Annotated in this window: 18 protein-coding genes and 1 tRNA gene; 10 read left to right on the top strand and 9 right to left on the bottom strand. The window is 66.5% G+C overall.

Features of this window, described 5'->3' with window-relative positions:
- The first annotated feature begins 121 nt into the window (after positions 1 to 121).
- The gene (pheS, locus tag U1E69_RS19975) at positions 122 to 1,204 is read left to right on the top strand and encodes a phenylalanine--tRNA ligase subunit alpha (RefSeq protein WP_322246170.1); all 1,083 of its coding nucleotides are present in this window, start codon (positions 122 to 124) and stop codon (positions 1,202 to 1,204) included.
- Positions 1,205 to 1,660, top strand: coding sequence for a hypothetical protein (locus tag U1E69_RS19970; RefSeq protein WP_322246169.1), 456 nt, complete (start codon positions 1,205 to 1,207; stop codon positions 1,658 to 1,660). It begins immediately after the preceding gene.
- A 34-nt stretch (positions 1,661 to 1,694) separates the two neighbouring features.
- Here U1E69_RS19970 and U1E69_RS19965 read toward each other — a convergent pair whose 3' ends face one another.
- From U1E69_RS19965 to U1E69_RS19950, 4 genes are read right to left on the bottom strand one after another with little or no spacing between them, the layout of a single operon-like run.
- The gene (locus U1E69_RS19965) at positions 1,695 to 2,933 is read right to left on the bottom strand and encodes a TIGR03862 family flavoprotein (RefSeq protein ID WP_322246168.1); all 1,239 of its coding nucleotides are present in this window, start codon (positions 2,931 to 2,933) and stop codon (positions 1,695 to 1,697) included.
- Positions 2,920 to 4,209 carry a mechanosensitive ion channel family protein gene (locus U1E69_RS19960; RefSeq protein ID WP_322246167.1) on the bottom strand — a complete coding sequence of 430 codons (1,290 nt, stop codon included), beginning with the start codon at positions 4,207 to 4,209 and terminating at the stop codon, positions 2,920 to 2,922. Before U1E69_RS19960 ends, U1E69_RS19965 begins: the two co-directional genes overlap by 14 nt.
- A gap of 3 nt (positions 4,210 to 4,212) precedes the next feature.
- Positions 4,213 to 5,157, bottom strand: coding sequence for an agmatinase (gene speB / locus U1E69_RS19955; RefSeq protein ID WP_322246166.1), 945 nt, complete (start codon positions 5,155 to 5,157; stop codon positions 4,213 to 4,215).
- On the bottom strand, positions 5,154 to 5,771 hold the full coding sequence (locus U1E69_RS19950) for an enoyl-CoA hydratase/isomerase family protein (RefSeq protein WP_322246165.1): 618 nt from the start codon (positions 5,769 to 5,771) through the stop codon (positions 5,154 to 5,156). Before U1E69_RS19950 ends, speB begins: the two co-directional genes overlap by 4 nt.
- Positions 5,772 to 5,877: 106 nt before the next feature.
- Here U1E69_RS19950 and U1E69_RS19945 point away from each other — a divergent pair, with 106 nt between their 5' ends.
- From U1E69_RS19945 to U1E69_RS19930, 4 genes are all read left to right on the top strand, one after another.
- Positions 5,878 to 7,386, top strand: a complete 1,509-nt coding sequence (locus tag U1E69_RS19945; protein WP_322246164.1) for a DUF2125 domain-containing protein — start codon at positions 5,878 to 5,880, stop codon at positions 7,384 to 7,386.
- Positions 7,387 to 7,469: 83 nt separating this feature from the next.
- Positions 7,470 to 8,813, top strand: a complete 1,344-nt coding sequence (locus U1E69_RS19940) for a TldD/PmbA family protein (protein WP_322246163.1) — start codon at positions 7,470 to 7,472, stop codon at positions 8,811 to 8,813.
- Positions 8,800 to 9,579 carry a 3'(2'),5'-bisphosphate nucleotidase CysQ gene (locus tag U1E69_RS19935; RefSeq protein ID WP_322246162.1) on the top strand — a complete coding sequence of 260 codons (780 nt, stop codon included), beginning with the start codon at positions 8,800 to 8,802 and terminating at the stop codon, positions 9,577 to 9,579. The genes U1E69_RS19940 and U1E69_RS19935 overlap by 14 nt, the downstream gene beginning before the upstream one ends.
- 144 nt (positions 9,580 to 9,723) lie before the next feature.
- Positions 9,724 to 12,231: a DEAD/DEAH box helicase gene (locus U1E69_RS19930; protein ID WP_322246161.1), complete on the top strand. Its 2,508-nt coding sequence runs from the start codon at positions 9,724 to 9,726 to the stop codon at positions 12,229 to 12,231.
- A gap of 78 nt (positions 12,232 to 12,309) precedes the next feature.
- Here the strand turns inward: U1E69_RS19930 and U1E69_RS19925 are convergent.
- The 4 genes from U1E69_RS19925 to U1E69_RS19910 all read right to left on the bottom strand — a co-directional run bounded on the left by U1E69_RS19925 (position 12,310) and on the right by U1E69_RS19910 (position 15,792).
- A tRNA-Thr gene (locus U1E69_RS19925) sits at positions 12,310 to 12,385 on the bottom strand.
- Between the two features lie 50 nt (positions 12,386 to 12,435).
- Positions 12,436 to 13,884, bottom strand: coding sequence for a heme biosynthesis protein HemY (locus U1E69_RS19920; protein ID WP_322246160.1), 1,449 nt, complete (start codon positions 13,882 to 13,884; stop codon positions 12,436 to 12,438).
- Positions 13,884 to 15,014: a hypothetical protein gene (locus U1E69_RS19915; protein WP_322246159.1), complete on the bottom strand. Its 1,131-nt coding sequence runs from the start codon at positions 15,012 to 15,014 to the stop codon at positions 13,884 to 13,886. The genes U1E69_RS19920 and U1E69_RS19915 overlap by 1 nt, the downstream gene beginning before the upstream one ends.
- 52 nt (positions 15,015 to 15,066) lie before the next feature.
- On the bottom strand, positions 15,067 to 15,792 hold the full coding sequence (locus tag U1E69_RS19910; protein WP_322246158.1) for a uroporphyrinogen-III synthase: 726 nt from the start codon (positions 15,790 to 15,792) through the stop codon (positions 15,067 to 15,069).
- A 44-nt stretch (positions 15,793 to 15,836) separates the two neighbouring features.
- Here U1E69_RS19910 and tsaD point away from each other — a divergent pair, with 44 nt between their 5' ends.
- From tsaD to U1E69_RS19890, 4 genes are read left to right on the top strand one after another with little or no spacing between them, the layout of a single operon-like run.
- A complete protein-coding gene (tsaD, locus tag U1E69_RS19905; RefSeq protein WP_322246157.1) occupies positions 15,837 to 16,922 on the top strand; it encodes a tRNA (adenosine(37)-N6)-threonylcarbamoyltransferase complex transferase subunit TsaD in 1,086 nt (361 codons plus the stop codon).
- A complete protein-coding gene (locus U1E69_RS19900; protein ID WP_322246156.1) occupies positions 16,919 to 17,872 on the top strand; it encodes an NAD(P)H-dependent glycerol-3-phosphate dehydrogenase in 954 nt (317 codons plus the stop codon). Before tsaD ends, U1E69_RS19900 begins: the two co-directional genes overlap by 4 nt.
- Positions 17,873 to 17,874: 2 nt before the next feature.
- On the top strand, positions 17,875 to 18,147 hold the full coding sequence (locus U1E69_RS19895; protein ID WP_322246171.1) for a YciI family protein: 273 nt from the start codon (positions 17,875 to 17,877) through the stop codon (positions 18,145 to 18,147).
- On the top strand, positions 18,144 to 18,563 hold the full coding sequence (locus tag U1E69_RS19890) for an EVE domain-containing protein (RefSeq protein WP_322246155.1): 420 nt from the start codon (positions 18,144 to 18,146) through the stop codon (positions 18,561 to 18,563). Before U1E69_RS19895 ends, U1E69_RS19890 begins: the two co-directional genes overlap by 4 nt.
- On the opposite strand, the gene U1E69_RS19885 is transcribed toward U1E69_RS19890, so the two are convergent.
- On the bottom strand, positions 18,560 to 19,588 hold the full coding sequence (locus U1E69_RS19885) for a LacI family DNA-binding transcriptional regulator (RefSeq protein ID WP_322246154.1): 1,029 nt from the start codon (positions 19,586 to 19,588) through the stop codon (positions 18,560 to 18,562). The genes U1E69_RS19890 and U1E69_RS19885 overlap by 4 nt on opposite strands.
- Between the last annotated feature and the right edge of the window lie 30 nt (positions 19,589 to 19,618).

The following is a 19,618-nucleotide window of genomic DNA, read 5'->3' as shown; positions in this document are numbered from 1 at the left end:
GAACGGGCAGGTGGGCCGCTCACGCCGGATGCTGGAGGTCCGGGGGCGGCGGTCGATCTTCTGAACCTTGCATTGCGGGGCCTTCGCCGCTAGCAGAAGGGCGGTTTGCGGGAGACGGGTGATGGACGGGATCGACACGCTGAAGGCCAAGTATCTGGCGGCGGTGGCTGGTGCGGCGGATGAGGCCGGGCTGGAAGAGGTCCGCGTCGGCGCGCTGGGCAAGAAGGGCGAGATTTCGGCGCTGATGGCCGGTCTTGGGAAGATGGACCCCGACCAGCGCAAGGCCGCCGGGGCCAGCCTGAACGCGCTGAAGGATGAGATCGACGCGGCCCTCCGGGCGCGCAAGGTCGCGCTGGGCGATGCGGCGCTGGATGAACGCTTGAAGACCGAATGGCTGGACGTGACGCTGCCCGGGCGTCCGCGTCCCCGTGGCACGATCCACCCGGTGTCTCAGGTCATGGAAGAGCTGACGGCGATCTTTGCCGACATGGGGTTTTCCGTGGCCGAAGGGCCGCAGGTGGAATCCGACTGGTACAACTTTGACGCCCTGAACATCCCGCCGGAACATCCGGCTCGGCAGGAGCATGACACGTTCTTCATGGCGCGGGTGGAGGGGGATGATCGGCCTCCGCATGTGCTGCGGACCCATACCAGCCCGGTACAGATCCGGGCGATGATGGCGCAGGGCGCGCCGATCCGGGTGATTGCTCCGGGCCGGGTCTACCGGATGGACATGGACCAGACGCACACGCCGATGTTCCACCAGGTCGAGGGTCTGGCGATTGATCGCGCCATCAGCATGGCGAACCTGAAATGGACGCTGGAGGAGTTCTGCCGGGCGTTCTTTGAGGTGGACAAGGTGGAGCTGCGGTTCCGCGCCTCGCATTTCCCGTTCACGGAGCCGTCGGCAGAGGTCGACATTCGGTATTCCAACGTCGGTGGGCAGTTGAAGATCGGCGAGGGCGACAAGTGGATGGAGATCCTTGGGTCCGGCATGGTGCATCCCAAGGTTCTGCAGGCGGCGGGGGTGGACCCGACGCAATGGCAGGGCTTTGCCTTCGGCATGGGGATCGACCGGATCGCGATGCTGAAATACGGCATCCCGGACCTGCGGGCCTTCTTCGAGGCCGACCTGCGCTGGCTGCGGCACTACGGGTTCTCGGCGCTGGACGTGCCGGACCTGGCGGGCGGGCTGTCGGCCTGAATGGACGACCCGGACCTTTCCGCGCGCAAGCACCTGGCGGGGAGTGACCCGGCCTTTCCCGCGCGGCGGGAGGAGGCCTGGGGGCGGATCGTTGCCGCCTTGGACGGGGTGTTGGGGCCTGCGGGCTATGGACTGACCCGGACGACCTGGAACAAGGTGACGGCGGCGGGAAAGTCGGCGGTGCATCTGCAGCGGGATCGCTATGGCTGGGATGTGCGGATCGTCTTGCGGTTCGTGACGCCCGATGGCGAGGTTCCCGATCATTCGGACTGGCCGGGTGGCGAGGATGTAAGCCTGGCCGATTTCTTCGAGGCAGCGGCCAGCGATCCGGGGACTTTGGCCTTTGTCGATGTGCTGGAGCGGCCTGAATGTCTGGACCTGGCGGTCGAAATCCTGCGAGAGCAGGTTCTGCCGTGGTTTGACGCCCTGCATGGGGACGACCCGTCCCGGACTTGATCCGGGACCTCGGGTGATGCCGGGATGCCCCGGATCAAGTCCGGGGCGGGGTCTCTTGCAGGTGCCGTGCCGCTGCTTGCCCGGCCCAGCGGCCTGTGGCCCATGAGGCGGTAAGGAGGTAGCCGCCGGTCGGGGCCTCCCAGTCCAGCATCTCTCCGGCGGCGAAAGTGCCCAGGAGGGCTTTCAGTTCAAGGTCCGGGGTGAGCGCGTCCCAGGCGATGCCCCCGGCGACGGAGATCGCTTCGTCCAAGGGACGCGGGCCTTGCAAGGGGATGGGCAGATGCTTGAGGTGGGCAAAGGGTTCGGCGCGGGCGAACTCCATCACCAGGGCGATCTGGGTCCGGTCGAGGCCAAGCTTGCGCAGGCGGTTGGGGGTGCTTTCACCGGGCTTCATCCGGTCCAGGCGACGGGCGATTTCTTCGGGACTGAGGTCAGGGAGAAGGTCGAGGGCAAGCGTATATGCACCGCGTAGATACTTGTATATACTGTAAATGCCGCCACCTTCCAAGCCTTTGGCGGATATGACGAATTCTCCGCGCTGCTCGTCGAGCACTTCGTGCACTCCTCGCGGGGGGCCGTTGCGAGGAGTGGATGAAATCCTCGACGAGCAGACCTTGAGGGCGACACCTTTGACGGGGCGTCCGAAGAAAGGTTCCATGTGCAGGGACCAGTCGACGCGAAAGCCCATGTTGGCAGGTTGCCAGGGGGCGATGTTGACGCCCTTTTCCTGAAGCCAGGGGACCCAGGCGCCGTCGGAGCCGAGACGCTGCCAGCTGGCGCCGCCAAGGGCGAGGACGGTGACTTTGGGTGTCAGGGTCTGCGGGCCGCTGGGGGTGTCGAAGCGGAAGCTTTGGCCGTCAAAGCCGGTCCAGCGCCAGCGGGTGCGGATTTCGACGCCTTGCGAAGTGAGACGTTGCAGCCATGCGCGGAGGAGGGGGGAAGCCTTCATCGCCACCGGGAAGACGCGGCCGGAGGAGCCGGTATACACATCCTGACCCAAGGCGCGGCACCAGGACCGAACCTCGGCCGGGCCGAAGTCCTGCAGGATCGGGCGGAGGTGGGGACAGTCGTAGCGGGAAACGAAGGTCTCCCAAGGTTCGTCCTTGGTGACGTTCAGGCCCGATTTTCCGGCCATCAGGAACTTGCGGGCGACGGTTGGTTTGGCTTCCACGACAAGGGTTTGCGCGCCGGTCTTGGCCAGTTCTTCAGCGGCCATCAGACCTGCGGGGCCTGCGCCGATGACAAGGGCTTGGGGGGCCTCAGGTTGGGGCATTGCGCAGTTCGACGACGCGGTGGGGGTAGGGCATGTCGATCCCTGCCTCTTTCAGCGCGTTCCAGACAGCGAATAGCACTGGGGAGCCGTACTTGTTCTTGCCGTCGTCGATGCCGGAAACCCAGTACTCGACCGCGAAATCCACGCTGCTTTCGCCAAAGCCCCGCAACTCGCAATCCGGGCCGTCAGGGGCTTGCAGGACAAAGGGAAGTTTCGATACAGCGCGCTCGATTATATCGGGCACGATGTTGATGTCTGTCTCGTAACTGACTGAAAACAAAGCTTCATAGCGGTTCGCACTGCCCTGATCGGAGTAGTTCACCACGCGGGACGTGATGAAGTGTTCGTTCGGGACGACGATCCACTTGCCGTCGAATGTCTCAAGAACGCAGGCGCGGGCGGTCATCTTGACGATGGTCCCCTTCTCGCCGCCGTCGAGTTCGACATAGTCGCCGACGGTGGTCTGGCCCTCCAGAAGCAGGATGATGCCAGAGACGAAGTTGGCGGCGATCTGTTGCAGGCCAAGGCCGATGCCGACACCCAGCGCACCGCCAAGGACAGCGACGGCGGTCAAGTCGATGCCCATGATCGACATCAACAGAAGGAACGCCGCGCCGAAGATGGCGACTTCGGACGCCTTGATCGCCAGTTCGCGCGTGGCAGGGCGGAGGTCGGGTTGGGCCTTCAGGTAACCGGCGGATTGGCGGTTGGACCAGGAGCCAAGCCAGAAGAGGAGCGACCCTGCAATCAGGCCGCGGATCAGGGCCAGGACGGTGAACTGGATGTTGCCAAGGTTGACCTGGGCGGCGTCAAGGCGCGCGGTGACTTCGTCCAAGACGCCAAGGGCGTGCAGCGCCATGACGGGGAGGAGGACGTAGCGGCCCATCAGCTTCAGGAAGCCTGGGGGCAGGACTTTGCGGACGAGTTCCAGGGCGGCTAGGAACAGGAAGACGCGCTTGCCGAACGCGATGACCTCGCCGCTGCCAAAGGTGGCGCGGGTCAGGCCTTCGCCGATGGCGGTGAGGGCGTAGGCGAGGAGGGGGAGGAGGAGCGGCAGGAACTGCAGCGCAAAGCGGCGGAGGCGGGCGAGGATGTGCGTCGACTCGGGCTTCGGGGTCAGGGTGAGTTCGATCACCGGGGAAAGGCGTCGGGAAAGCAGGCGGGCCAGTATATACGCGGCGATGAGAAGGCCGAACTGCATCAGGGCGGCGGGCGAGGAGAGCCAGCCCAGCGCCGTGTCAGATGCCTTTTGAAGCCAGTCTTGCAGCCGGTCCACGGGTTACTTCCGGTTATGGGCGATCCGCCCCAGGGTGTTGAGCAGGATCTGCGCGGCAAGGATCGTGGTGGTGCCGGAGTGATCATAGTCGGGGGCGACCTCGACAAGGTCGATGCCGATGATGTTGCCCTGTTTGGTCAGGCCGTCAATCAATTCAAGGACTTCGTAATAGAGAAACCCACCGTGCGAGGGGGTGCCGGTACCTGGGGCGATGGAGGGATCGAAGCCGTCGATGTCGATGGTCAGGTAGTAGTCGACGCCCTTGGGGATGCGGGCGAGGGTCGCCTCGATCCCCAGTTTGCGGATATGGCGGACAGAGAGGATGTCGTCGCCCATCGCGCGGGCGGCCTCGTAGCCATCCTTGGCGGTGGAGGAGACGTTGCGGATGCCCAGGGCGGTGATCCCTTTGACGTGGTCCTGTTCGGCGGCGCGGCGCATCGGGTTGCCGTGGCCGTGGCGGACTCCGTGCCTCACATCAACGAAATCGAGGTGGGCGTCGATCTGGACGATGTGGAGGGGGCGGCCCGCGAAGGCGCGGATGCAGGGGATGTTGATGGAGTGGTCTCCACCAAGCACCACCGGGACTGCCCCGGCGGCAAGGATGGCGCGGACGCCGGTTTCGATGTTGGCGTGGGAGGTTTCGGTGTCGGTGTGGACGATGTCGGCATCGCCGATGTCAAGGATGCGGACGCCTTCGAGGTAGGTCACGTCGTCTTCGTGGTCGTAGGCCCCAGCGTGGCCGAAGGAGAAGAGAGTGGAGGCCTCACGGATGCCCCTTGGCCCGAAACGCGCCCCGGCGCGGAACTGGGTGCCAAAGTCGAAGGGCGCGCCGAGGATGGCAAAGTCGGCGTCGATCTTTGACCAATCGGGCTGATAAGGGTTCTTGCCGAAGGTCGCGATGCCGACGAAGGGCAGGTTCAGGCGGCCTTTGTCGTAGGCGTTGGTCATGGCTTTTCCCCGTTGGTCATGCGTTTCAGGACGGCAACATGCCCCGGATCGGCAGCAAGTGCCTGTTCGGCCAGCGACATGGCGGTGTCGTTCAGCGTGTCGGGCGGGCAGATGCGGTCGATGAGGCCCCAGGAAAGGGCGGTCTCGGCGTCGATCCGCTGCCCGGCAAGCAGGATCATCTTGGCGCGGGACGGACCAACCAGAGCGGCAAGGCGACCGGGGTCCGACGGCTGCGGGCGGTAGCCAAGCCGCATCACCGGATAGAAGAACGTCGCCGAGGGCACGGCGATACGCAAGTCACAGGCCAGGGCCACGCCCATCGCGCCGCCCGCCAGCGTCCCGTTCAACGCGGCGATGGACAGGCCGGGAAAGGCGGCAATGGCGGCCGAGGCAGCCTCCCATGCAGGCGAAAGGCCAAGGCCCGCCTTCATGCCGTCAAGGTCGGCCCCGGCCGAAAAGACCTTTCCTTCACCCGTCAGGATCAGCACCTTGGCGCTGGCGCCCAAGACCGCAGAGGCCAGGCTTTCCAGCATGGTTTCCGTCAGCGCATTGGCTTTTTCCGGGCGCGCGAGCGTGATGGTGCAGCAGTCAGCCGCGGTGTGAACCCTGATCATCGCCGCACCATAAGGCATTCCCCACCTGCACCGGGGGAATCCCTTGACGCCCCCCGGACGAGATAGAAAGGTTGCGGCAGCGAATTCAACCCGAAAGGCATAAGCCATGATCCGTTCATTGACCTCATCCTCTGCGATTTGCCTTGTTTTCCTTGCCACCGGCGCCAGTGCCGACGTCACCCCGCAAGAGGTCTGGGCCAGCTGGCAGGCGATGGCCACGGCGGCGGGGCAGGAGCTGACGGTCGGCAATACCTCTGACACCGGCTCGGCCATCGAAGTCACGGATGTGGTCATCGCCTACAAGGACGATCTGGGCGGCAGCGCCTCGGTTTCATTCGACGCGCTGACCTTCACCGAGAATGGCGACGGTACGGTCACGGTGGGGATGCCGGAAAGCTATCCGATCCAGATGGCCTTCCCCAAGCAGGAGGATGGGCCGGGATCGTTGAAGCTGACGGTCAGCCAGCCGGGGGCGAAGATCGTCGCCGGGGGAAGTGCCACCGAAACAAGTTATGAGATAACGGCCCCCGCGACTTCAATCACGCTGGACGAGGTGACGGACGAAGCTGGCACCAAGCTGGACACGCAGGCCGAGGTGGCCTTGACCGACATGGCGGCGAAGTATTCGGTCTCGCAGAACGGCGAAGGGACTGTGCTGGACAGCAGCTTTTCGTCCCGGTCGATGGTGATGAAGATCACCGGCAAGGATGCGGAGGGCGCTGGTGGTGGCACGGTGGACGTCAGCTTTGCCGATGTCACCGGGGCGACGAAGGGCAACTTCCTGTCGGCCGAGCTGATGGCCAACATGGCGGCGGCGCTGAACTCGGGCTTCACGATGGACACCAGCCTGAACTTCGGCGCGATGACCATGACTGCCGACATTACCGACGAGGCAGGGCCCAGCAAGCTGGCCGCGACGGCGACGGGCGGCGGCTTCGTGGTGGCGATGGACAAGACCCGGCTGAACTATGGTTCCTCGCTGAACGGGGCAAAGTTCACCGTCTCGGGTGCGGATATTCCCTTCCCGCAGGTCGAGGTGGCCTTTGCGGAAAGCGGGTTCAACATCGTGATGCCGGTGTCCAAGTCCGATGTGGCACAAGATTTCAGCTTCCTGACCAAGGTCGTGGACTTCACCGTGTCCGAGGATATCTGGGGTCTGTTCGATCCGGCCGGGTCGCTGTCGCGTGAGCCTGCGACGGTCATCGTCGACCTCAAAGGCATGGGCTATTGGGAGCAGGACCTGATGGACCCGTCCCTGCAGATGGAGGGCGCGCAACCCCCCGGCAAGCTGGAAAGCCTGGACCTGACGCAGGTGCTGGCCAAGGCTGCAGGGGCCGAGGTGTCGGCCACCGGCGGGCTGACCTTTGACAACACCGACCTTGCGACCTTTGGCGGCGTTCCCCGGCCCGACGGGAAGATCACGATCAACATCAAGGGTGTGAACCAGCTGGTCGACAACCTGATCGCACTTGGCATCCTGACCGATGACGATGCGATGGGCTTCCGCATGGGGCTTGGCATGTTCGCGCGGCCCGGTGCGGGACCGGACGAGCTGGTGTCCGAGATCGAGTTCAAGGACGGTGGGCTGTTCGCCAACGGGATGCAGCTGCAGTAAGGCGTGAGGGCCGGGCGTGACGTCCCGGCCTTGCACCGGGGCGCGGGCAGGACTACCTCCTGCACCTGACCAGAGGTGGACCCATGACACGCAGCCTTTCCGACCTGAGCCACGCCCTTCTGGACGCCGCCCGCAAGGCAGGGGCTGACAGCGCCGACGCGATGGCCGTCGCGGGGACTGCGGTGTCCATCGAGATCCGCAAGGGCGCGCTGGAGACGGCGGAGCGGTCCGAAGGCGTCGAGATCGGGTTGCGGGTGCTGATCGGGCGGCGGCAGGCCTGCGTCTCGGCCTCGGATACCTCGGACGCGACGATTCAGGCTTTGGCCGAACGCGGCGTCGCGATGGCGCGCGAAGCGCCCGAGGACGCGACGGCGGGGCTGGCGGAGGCTGGGCAACTCGCCTCGGCCTGGGACCTGGCCGCGTTGGACCTGGCCGATCCGGCAGGGGAGCCGGGGGCGGCAGTGCTGGAAGCCTCGGCCCGGGCCGTCGAGGCGGCGGCGCTGGACTCCAAGGGGATCACGCAGGTCGAAGCCTCGGCCGCCTACAGCCAGCGGGCGCTGCATCTGGCGGCGTCGAACGGGTTCTCGGGCGGCTATGGGCGGACGTCGACCTCGCTTTCGGCAGTGGCGTTCACCGGCAGCGGCACGGACATGCAGCGCGATTATGCGGGCGAGGGGCGTATATACGCGTCCGATATGCCGTCGCCCCTGGAAATCGGGCGGCTGGCGGCAGAGCGGGCCTTGGCGCGGGTCGGGTCGGTGAAGCCGAAGACCGGGACCTTTGCGGTGGTCTATGATGAACGGGTGGCGGCGTCCCTGGTCGGGCATCTGCTGTCGGCGATCAATGGGTCGTCGATCGCACGCGGGTCAAGCTGGGCGCGCGACCTGCTGGGCAAGCAGGTGCTGCCTGCGGGGATTTCGCTGATCGAGGACCCGCATCGCAGCCGCATCGGGTCGTCGCGGCCCTTTGATGGTGAGGGGCTGGCGACCCGGCGACAGGCTTTTGTCGACGATGGGGTGCTGACCGGCTGGGTGCTGGACCTTGCGACGGGACGGAAACTGGGGATGGCGTCCACGGCCAATGCGTCGCGGGGAACCTCGGCGCCGCCGTCGCCTTCGACGACGAATCTTGATCTTACCCAAGGGGTTGTGACCCGCGCCGACCTGCTGAAACAGATGGGGACGGGACTGCTGGTCACCTCGATGATCGGCTCGACCATCAACCCGACGACGGGGGACTATTCGCGCGGGGCGAGCGGATTCTGGGTGGAGAACGGGCAGCTGGCCTATCCGGTCCACGAATGCACCATCGCGGGGAACCTCAAGGACATGCTGCTGCGGATCGTCCCGGCCAACGACGCCCGGGCGCATCTGTCGACGCGGGTGCCGTCCATCCTGATCGACGGGATGACCCTTGCCGGCGCGTGATCTTGCCCTGCTGACCGACGCCGCGCGCGAGGCGGGGCGGATCGCCATGCGCTATTGGCGCAAGGACCCGCAGGTCTGGGACAAGGGCGGAGAGCACGGGCCGGTGACCGAGGCCGATCTGGCCGTGAACGACATGCTGAAGGCCAAGCTTCTGGCCGCGCGGCCCGATTATGGCTGGCTGTCGGAGGAGACCCCCGATTCGGCGGACCGTCTGGCTGTAGATACAGTGTTCATCATCGACCCCATCGACGGCACGCGGGCGTTTGTGGCGGGCGAAGAAACCTGGGCCCATTCTCTGGCCGTGGCGCACAAGGGCAAGGTCACTGCGGGGGTCGTGTATCTACCGGCCATTGACCGTATATACGTGGCTTCCGAAACTTCGGACCCCTTGCGGGATGGCGAGGTAATCCGGGCCAGTGGGCGCGACCGGCTGGAAGGGGCCAACATCCTGACGACAAAGGCCAATATGGTGCCGGAAAAGTGGCCCGGCGGCGTGCCGGAGATCACGCGCAGCTTCCGCGCCTCGCTTGCTTACCGCATGTGTCTGGCAGCAGAAGGTCGCTTCGACGGTATGCTGACGCTGCGCGACGCCTGGGAATGGGACATTGCTGCTGGGTCGCTGATTGCCGAAAAGGCTGGCGCGGTTGTGACGGACCGCATGGGCAAGGCGCTGCGGTTCAACGCTCCCACCGCGCTGGCCGAGGGCGTCCTGGCCCTTCCGCCGAAGCTGCATGCCGACGCGATGGCGCGGTTGGTTGTGGCGTAAGGGTCTATACAGCCGGGCCGGTTTCGGTTACTGGCCCCGCACGGTCGAGATTCCGGACTGTGGGCGAGGAGGCCCGCACCAAGGGGACAGAGGCCGTTTGGCTTTGATGGGCGCTAGCTTCGCCCCCCTTTGGAAAAGACATCGATGACGATTGAAAACGTGGCCGCGCCGCTGGCGCAGGCTTTGGCCCTCAAGGGCTATGAAGCGCTGACCTCGGTGCAGGACGCGGTCCTGGCCGAAGGCGTCGCCGGGCGCGACCTTCTGGTCTCGGCGCAGACCGGGTCGGGCAAGACGGTTGCCTTTGGTCTGGCGATTGCGCCCGAGGTGCTGAACGGTCAGGACACGCTGCTGTATGCCGATCACCCGATTGCGCTGGTCATTGCACCGACCCGCGAACTGGCGCTGCAAGTCGCGCGTGAGCTGGAATGGCTGTATGGCGGCGCCGGGGCCAAGATCGCGACCTGTGTCGGCGGCATGGACTACCGGACCGAAAAGCGCGCGCTGGAACGTGGCGCGCATATTGTCGTGGGGACTCCCGGCCGTTTGCGCGACCACATCGAACGCCGCAGCCTTGACCTGTCGGGTCTGAAGGCCGCCGTGCTGGACGAAGCGGATGAGATGCTGGACCTGGGCTTTGCCGAGGACCTGGAGTTCATCCTGGCGGCAGCGCCCGAAGAGCGGCGGACGCTGATGTTCTCGGCCACGGTGCCGAAGGAAATCGAAAAGCTGGCGGGGACGTTCCAGAAGGACGCGCTGCGGATTCAGGCGCAGGGTGAGGCCAAGCAGCACGTCGACATCGAGTATCACGCGCTAAGCGTGGCAGTGCGCGACCGGGAGCATGCGATTTTCAACGTGCTGCGCTATTACGACGCGCGGACGGCCATCGTGTTCTGCAAGACGCGTGTGAACGTGAACCACTTGCTCGCCCGCATGGGCAACCGGGGGTTCCAGGTCGTCGCTTTGTCGGGTGAGCTGTCGCAACAGGAACGGACTCACGCACTGCAGGCGCTGCGGGACGGGCGGGCTCGGGTCTGTATCGCCACCGACGTCGCGGCGCGGGGCATCGACCTGCCGGGGCTGGAGCTGGTGATCCACGCGGACCTGCCGTCGAACTCGGAGACGCTTTTGCACCGGTCGGGCCGGACGGGGCGGGCGGGCAAGAAGGGCGTCTCGGCGCTGATCGTCGCACCGGCGGAATACAAGAAGGCGCAGCGGTTGCTGGCGGGCGCGAAGGTCGTGGCCGAATGGGGCTCGGCCCCTGGGGCGGACGACGTGCAGGCCAAGGACGACCTGCGGATTCTGGAGCATCCGTCGCTGACCATGCCGATTGGCGATGACGTCGGCATTGCGACCGACCTGCTTGAGCAGTTCGGCCCCGAAGCCCTCGCCGCCGCTTTCGTGCGGCTGTGGCGTGAGGGGCGGTCTGCGCCGGAAGTGCTGTCCACCGACCTTCCGGTCCCGCCGCCCTCGGCTCCGCGCGAACGGGGTGAGTTCGGCCCTTCGGTCTGGTTCCGCATCAGTGTTGGACGGGCTGGCCGGGCCGAGGCGCGCTGGCTTTTGCCGAAGATCTGCGACGCGGGCAGCATCGCCAAGGACGGCATCGGCGCGATCCGGGTGCGTGAGGACGAGACCTTCGTGCAGATCGCCGAAGCCTTGGCATCCAGGTTCGGCGGCACGGTCGAACTGGACAAGGGCCTGACGATGGAGCGGATCGAGGGCGAGCCTGATCTGGACGCGCCGCGCGCCGCAAAGCCCAAGTTCGAACGCCCGGCGCGGCCGGAACGGGCAGAAAAGCCCGCCTACACCCCGAAGCCGCCGCGTGTGGTCGAGGAGGGGGAAGCCGAGGCTCCGGCCCGTGAGTACACGCCGAAGCCCAAGCCAAAGTATGAGCCGCGCGTTGCGGCCAGCGAGGCGCGGCCCGAGTGGAAGGACAAGCGGCAGGACGACCGTCCGGCGCGCCCCGCCTATTCCGAACGCCCCGCCTATTCCGACCGCGCCCCGCGTGCGGATGGGGTGGAAGAGGCGCCGAAGAAGCCGCGGTGGAATCCCGACCAGAAGGCGGCCCCACGCTCGACCGGGTTCAAAAGCCACGGTGGCGCGGCGGATCGTCCGGCCCGTGCGGTGGGCTACAAGAGCCACGCGTCGGATGGCGGTGGTTACAAGGGCAAGCCCGAAAACTACAAGCCGCGCGGCGAAGGCGCTGCCCCCCGCGCCGAGGGAGACCGCCCGGCCCGCAAGCCCTATGCCGCCAAGACCGAAGGCTACAAGCCGCGGGGCGAGTATGCTCCGCGTGCCGAGGGCGACCGTCCGGCCCGTAAACCCTATGCGGCCAAAACCGAAGGCTACAAGCCGCGCAGCGAGGGGTTCAAACCCCGCGAGGATGGTCCGGCGCGCAAGCCCTATGCCGCCAAGCCCGAAGGCTTCCGCCCGCGTGAGGATGGCGACCGGCCGAAGAAGACCTATGCCCCCAAGGGCGACGACGCGCGGCCCTATGTGAAGCGTGAAGGTGCCGCCAAGCCGGGTGGCCCGAAAAGCTTTGGCACCAAGAAGCCCTTCGACCGGGCCGGCGCGTCCGACCGTCCCGCCAAGCCGCGCGCGGATGCCAAGGACACCTCCAAGCGGTTCGTGCCGCCCAAGGGTCCCAAGCGCTAAGAGGCCAGAAAACAGCAAAGCCGCCGGACCGAAGGGTCTGGCGGCTTTTGCTTGTGGCGCGACGGCTTGAGAGAAGAATGGTGCCGGAGAAGGGACTCGAACCCCCGACCCCATCATTACGAATGACGTGCTCTACCAGCTGAGCTACACCGGCACTCTTCTCTGCGCGGGGCTATTAGCACCGCCCATCCGCAGTGTGTAGCCCTAATTTGCGCGGCGGGCAATCTCGTCCAGGGGAAGCTGTGCTTCCGGCGCGGGCTCGGGGGCGGGTTCCGGCTCGGGGCGGGCGTCCATCAGGGGCAAAAGCTCGGCCAAGGCGGGTGAAGTGCTGGTCGCGGGGGGCGTCTTCCAGGACAGGGTATCGAAGCTGCCGCAGTTGTTGCAGACCGGCTGCCAGCCGTCGTGGATCGCATGGCACTTGTCGCAAACCCATTGCGGGCCGCGAGGGGCCGCGATGGCGCGCGCGACCAGATCGCGGACGATGGAATCTTCCGCCCCCTCGCCCCGCGCCACTGCGGCCAGAATCGCCAATGACCGCTGCGTCGGAGCGCGGGTCGCGACGTCGTCCAGGGCACGGCGGGCACCGGGAAAGTCTTCACTGGCCAGCAGAAGCTCGGCCAGCAGCATCTTCGATTCGTCCGCGTCCGGGCGGGCATTGGTCAGGGTCCGGAACCGCTTCAGCCGCTCCTGGGGCGTCTCATCCGGCTCGATCTCGGCAAAGGCGCTGGCCAGGTCGGGGTGGGGCAGGACTTCCCAGGCCTTCTTCAGCACGCGGGTGGCGTTCTTGCGGTCACCCTTGCCGATGTAACCCCGCGCGGCCATCGCGGCGGCGGGGATCAGGTCGGGCGACAGGCGGTTCGCCTCGATCGCGGCTTCGCGCGCCTCGATGCTGGCGGCGTCGTCAAAGACCGTGCGGGCCTGCTGCAACGCCAGAACGGCGTCGCGGCGGCGGTAGACATCCTTGGGCAGCGCGCCGGTCTTCAGCTTGGCCCCCAAGGTGGCCCGTGCGCCTGACCAGTCACCGGCATCGGATTGCAGTTGCAGCAGGATATCCTGCGTCTCGGCATGTTTGGGGCGCAGCTGGAAGGCCTTTTCCGCCAGTTTCAGCGCCACCTCGCGGTCGCCCTCGGCCAGTTTCTGTTGCAGAAGGCCGCGCACCCCGACGAACCGCGTCGCGTCGTCCTTGAGCAGCGTCTTGTACGCCTCGGTCGCGCGTTTGTGGTCGCCCGATGCTTCGGCAGCCTGGGCAACCAAAAGCGTCGTCAATTCGGGCTTTCCGAGCAAACGCTCGGCATTCTGCGCGCGGGTCAGGGCAAGGCGCGGCTCGCCCGAGGCGAGGGCCATCATCCCCTCGGACAGCGCCTTGTAGCCTTTGCGTTCGCGGTTGCGGTCGAAATAGCGCGAAATCGCAGTTTCGTCGCCGTTCAGGAAACGAAACGTTGCACCCAGCAGGCCAAGGGTCTTCAACGCCAGCCAGACTGCGATGAAGAGGACAACGCCCAGCACCACGGCTTGCACTGGGCCGATCGTGAACTCCCACCCCGCAACGATGATCCTCAGCGCCTGGCCAGTTTCGGCCAGAAGGCCCGCACCCAGGGCCAGTGCGGCGATGATGACGACGAAAAGAACGACCTTAGTCAGCGACCAGAGCATCATTCCCCCCTTGCCGACTGCAACGCGGCAGCAGACGAAAGATGCGCCTGGGCCTGGGCCAGCCAAGGGTCCAGCACGGCCTTAACGGCGGGGTCCATCGGCTGCAGCTCGGACACGGCATCGGCGACGCGACCCTCGGACAGGGCGAAATCGGCGCGGGAAAGGATGGCGTCGGGCGTGTCCCCCTCCAGCGGAGTCAGCGGACGCGCGCCGGTCTGCGAGGCAAGGAAGTCGACCAGCCGACCGGTCCAGCCGTCATCCGCGCCGGTCTCACGGGCAATCCGCAAGGCCTCGCGGGCGGCATCGGGGAACGTCGCCTGCAGCTGCGACAAGGTCGGAACGCCGGTTTCGGAAAGCGGCGCAAGGGCTTGGGCGAGGGTGGGGTCGTCCAGCGCCTGAAGTTCCGCGCCAAATGGCTCACCGGTGGCAAGCTTGGCCGCCAGCGCATCCAGCGCCCGGGTGCGTTCGGCGGCGGCCGTGGCAGCGGCGGCTTCATCGGCGCGTGCGGTCGCGGTGGCTTCCGCATCATCCAGACGCGCAAGGGCGGCGTCGAGTTGCTGTTGCAGTTCCGGCGAGGCCCCCTGCGGCACGGCGGCCAAGCGCCGCTCAAGCTCGGCCAGCTTGGCGGTCACGGCGGCAGTCGAGGCCGCGCCGTCCGTCGGCATCGCCTCGATTGCCGCCAGTCGCTGATCGAAGGCGTCCAGGCGCGACAGATCGGGCGCCTGGGGCGTGGGGGCAGATTCAAGCTGCGCCACCCGGTCGGATAGGGTCGCAAGGTCGCCGGATTGGCTTTCCAGGCTGGAAATCCGGGTCTGGACCTCGGTCAGTTGCGTGGTCAGGCCTGCCACCTCCGCCGTAGAGTCGGCCGGACGCAAGTCCAGCACGTCGAAGTGTGACAAGGCAAACCCGCCGATGGCTGCCAGCGCACCGCCGACCAGGGGGGCGAAAACACTGCTGCGCCGGACGATCACTTGCGGCGGGGGCGGGGGCTCGATCGGCGGCGGCGGGGCCGGATCGACGGGATCGGTCACCACGAAGGGGTCGCTGGCGACAGTCTCGGCCACTGGCGTGTCGAGGGGCGTGTCCTGGGGCGTCTCTGCCTCAGGCTGGGGGTCCTTGCGTCTGGTCATCTGCAGCCCTTTCCGTCCCTGGACCTAACCTAAGCACTCGCCGCCCGCAGGTTCAAGGCGGGGGGAGCCGGACAAGCAAGGTTTCGACCGCATCCAGCATGGCAGGCGCGTCGGGGTGGCTGGCGATGGTCAGAGCCGCGTGGGGAAGGTCGCCCAACCCCTCGGCGACATTGCCGCTCATCGCCGCGATGTGCAGCCGGGCGCGTGTTTCGCCGGGCAAAGCGGCGCGGAACAGCTGGGCGGTGCGGGGGGAAAAGAGCGGAACGATCACGTCCACGGGGTCCTGCAGCAGGGCTAGTGCCTGGGGCATAAGGGCCTGTGGTTCTTGTATATACACGATTGTCTCTTCCGCTTGCAGCCCAATATTACGAAGCTTTACCAATATGTTGGAGGCCGTATCTACACCACGTAAATACAAAATCGAACCAGGCGGAGGAGCCGCGGCGATGGCCATCACCAGCGCTTCGGCATCCCCTTCGGCGGATCTGGACTGGAACCCGGCGGCTGTTGCGGCCTCGGCCGTCTTGCGCCCGACGCACCACGCAAGTTTCGGCAGGCGGGCCGCCATTGCGCGCGCCGCATGAACCGCCTGCGCCGAGGTGAAGACGACCGCCGCATAATCGCCTTCAGGGAGCAACGGCGTCAGGTCGCGCGGCGCGAGAAGCGGAGACAGCACGGGACGCACTCTTGCACCGAAGCGGGCCGTCAGGGCCTGGGCGAAGGCCTGCCCCTCGGCCAAGGGGCGGGTCACAAGGATGGGTGCGGATTGTGTCGCCATGTCCAAGGTGTTACCTGCCACTGACCCTTCACGCAACGGCGGGCATGGACCGGACACTCACCCTTCTTGGCATCGAATCAAGCTGCGACGATACCGCGGCGGCTGTTGTGCGTCTTGGGCGGGCGGGGCCAGAAATCCTGTCGTCTCAGGTGCTGGGGCAAACGGCGCTGCACGAGGCCTTTGGAGGCGTCGTGCCGGAAATCGCCGCGCGGGCCCATGCCGAGCGGCTGGATGGGGTCGTCGAAGAGGCTCTGGCGGTGGCAGGCGTGACGCTGGACCAGATTGACGGTATCGCGGTGACGGCGGGACCGGGTCTGATCGGCGGGGTTCTGTCCGGCGTGATGCTGGCACGGGGGCTGGCGGCGGCGCGAGGTTTGCCGCTGGTGCCGGTAAATCACCTAGCAGGTCATGCCCTTACGCCCCGTCTGACCGATGGGGTCGACTTTCCCTACCTGATGCTGCTTGTCTCGGGCGGCCATTGTCAGTTCCTGCTGGTTCAGGGGGTGGACCGCTTTGTCCGGCTGGGCGGGACCATTGACGACGCTCCGGGCGAGGCCTTCGACAAGACGGCCAAGCTTTTGGGCCTGCCGCAGCCGGGCGGGCCGTCGGTCGAGGCTGAGGCGGCGTTGGGGGATGCGAAACGGTTCCACTTCCCGCGTCCCCTGATGGACCGCGAGGGCTGCGACATGTCCTTTTCGGGTCTGAAGACAGCCTTGCTGCGCGCGCGGGATGCTCTGGTGGCCGAAAAGGGTGGGATCACCGTCCAGGACCGCCGCGACCTATGCGCAGGGTTCCAGGCGGCAGTTGCCGAGGTGCTGGCGAAGAAAACATCGCGCGCGATTGATATGGCCGGAGAGCGACCCACGGCCTTGGCAGTGGCTGGTGGAGTTGCTGCAAACAACGCCATTCGCGCCCTGCTGGAGACCGTTTCCGCCCGCGCCGGGGTGCCCTTCCTCGCCCCTCCTCTGCGGCTGTGCACCGACAATGCGGCGATGATCGCCTGGGCGGGGATCGAGCGCCTGAGGGCCGGTCTGTCGCCCACGATGGATTTTGCCGCCCGCCCACGCTGGCCGCTGGATGACCGCGCCCCGGCCTTGCTGGGGTCGGGGAAGAAGGGGGCCAAGGCATGATCGGGATCGCCGGAGCGGGGGCATTCGGGACAGCCTTGGCGGTGGCCCTGGCCAAGGGCGGGCGCGAGGTTCGCCTTTGGGCGCGGGACCCCGATCAGGTGCGGCTGATGTGCGAAACGGGGCGCAATGACGCGGCGCTGCCGGGAGTGAACCTGTCTGGGGCAGTCTCGGTCCATGCGGACATAGGGGAAATCTGCGGCGGCGACGCTGTGCTGCTGACCATGCCGATGCAGGCCTTGGGCGGTGCCCTGGACGCCTGGCCGCAGATCGACGGCCGTCAACCGCTGGTCGCCTGCTGCAAGGGCGTGGACCTGACAACGCTTCGTGGGCCTGTGGCGGTGATCGAAGCGCGGCGGCCGGGGGCACAGGCGGCCATCCTGACGGGGCCAAGTTTCGCGGCCGATATCGCGCGGGGGCTGCCCACGGCGCTGACTCTGGCAACGCAGGAGGGGGCGGCGTTGCAGGAACTGCTCTCGACGCCCACGCTGCGTATCTACAGGACCGACGATGTGACCGGGGCCGAGCTTGGTGGGGCGCTGAAAAACGTCGTGGCCATCGCCGCGGGCACGGTGATCGGCGCAGGGCTGGGCGACAGCGCGCGGGCGGCCTTGATGACGCGGGGCTATGCCGAGATGGTGCGGCTGGCCGAAGCCCTGGGCGCGCGGGCCGAGACCCTGTCCGGCCTGTCCGGCTTCGGCGACCTGGTGCTGACCTGCACCTCGGCGCAGTCACGCAATTTCCGCTTCGGCTGCGCCTTGGGCAAGGGTGAAGCCTTCGATCCGCGCCTGACGGTCGAGGGGGTGGCGACCGCCCGCGCCGTGGTGAAGCTGGCCGCTGGAATGGGGATCGACATGCCGGTGACGGCGATGGTCAATGCCCTTGCCCTTGGAAAGATCGCGCTGAATGATGCCATCGGGCAGCTGATGAGCCGCCCTCTGAAACAGGAATGACCATGCGTTACGCCTTGATTTGTCTGGACAAACCCAACGCCCTGCAAACCCGCGTCGAGAACCGCGCGGCGCATCTGGAGTATATACAGGAAACTGGTGTGGTCGAGCAGGCCGGTCCGTTCATCGACGCGGCGGGGCAGATGTGCGGCAGCCTTTTGATCCTGGGCGTCGCGTCCAAGGCCGAAGCCGAGGCCTGGGCAACGAACGATCCTTACGCCAAGGCGGGGCTGTTCCAGTCGGTGATGGTGCAGGAATGGAAGCGGGTGATCGGATGAATTACTGGCTGTTCAAGTCCGAACCCGACGTCTGGGGCTGGGACCACCAGGTTGCCAAGGGCGACGAGGGGGAAGAGTGGCACGGGGTCCGCAACTACCAGGCGCGCAACAACATGCGGGCGATGAAGATCGGCGACCGGGGGTTCTTCTACCATTCAAACATCGGGAAAGAGATCGTCGGGATCGTCGAGGTGTGTCGCGAAAGCAGCCCCGACAGCACGACGGATGACCCGCGCTGGGACTGCGTCTGGATCAAGGCGGTAAAGCCGTTGCAGCGGGCCATCACCCTGGACGAATGCAAGGTCATTCCGGGGTTGGAGAAGATGGTGCTGGTCAACAACACGCGGCTTTCCGTCCAGCCGGTCAGCCCCGAGGAATGGGCGATCCTGTGCCGCGTGGGCGGGGTCGAGCCTTAAAGGCTGCCCCGAACGATCAGCGTCGGCTCGGTCAAGATGTGTTCGGCGACGCTGCGGCCGTTCATCCGGCTGAACAGCGCCTCGGCCGCGAGTTTGCCCAGCCGTGGGCCGTCCTGGTCGATCGAGGTCAGGTCCACCATCGCCAGTCCCGCGACAGGGGAATTATCGTAGCCGATGACCGCGAGGTCCTGCGGCACGCGGATGCCAAGGCGATGCGCGGTGCTGAGCAGCGGGACAGCGTCAAGGTCGGACCAGCAGATGATCGCCCGGGGCCGGTCTGGGGCGCTAAGGATTCGCTCGATGTCATCTGCCCGCGGGGCGCCGTGCTGGCGCAGGACCAGGACGCGGATGTGGTCGGCAAGTCCCGCGGCCGTCATCGCCGCGCGGTACCCCATCTCGCGTTGGGGGGCGACGTCGGCGTAGTGATCCTCGCGGTCGGACTGGGTCAGGAAGGCGATGTCGCGGTGGCCACGGGCGGCGAAGGCCTGCACGGCCAGCCGCGCGCCCATCTGGTCGTCGTTGTTGATCGTGTCATAGCCTTCGGCGGCGGGTTCATGGTGGCCGACGACGACGATGGGGATCTGGCGCGCGTACTGCTCCAGCGTGCCGCCGGCAATCTGGCTGGCGACAAGGATCAGCCCGTCCATCCGGTTGTCGATCATCTGCTCGATAAGTTGCGCTTCGGTCCGGGCACGGGCGGCACCGACGCCGACCATGATCTTGTAACCGGCTGATTCCGTGACACTTTCGATGCCCTGGTAGATGCCGGGCAGGAACGGGTTGTCGATCCCGACCAGAAGCACGCCCAAGGTGAACGTTCGCCCCCGCATCCCCCGCGCCGCGACCGACGGGCGGTAGCCCAGGCGTTCGATACTTGCCTCGACCTTCAGCCTTAGCGCCTCCGACACGCCATAGGCGTTCCGCATGACCTTGGAAACAGCGGCCACAGACACGCCCGCATCCGCCGCAACGGTGCGGATCGTCACGCGGGTTTCGGTATCGCCGTCGGCCATGTTGATCCTCATTCCGGCACCCTAGCAAAAAACTGTTGCAAG

This window comes from Tabrizicola sp. (assembly GCF_034366665.1).
GTDB lineage: Bacteria > Pseudomonadota > Alphaproteobacteria > Rhodobacterales > Rhodobacteraceae > Tabrizicola.
This window is presented reverse-complemented; position numbering and strand designations above follow the sequence as displayed.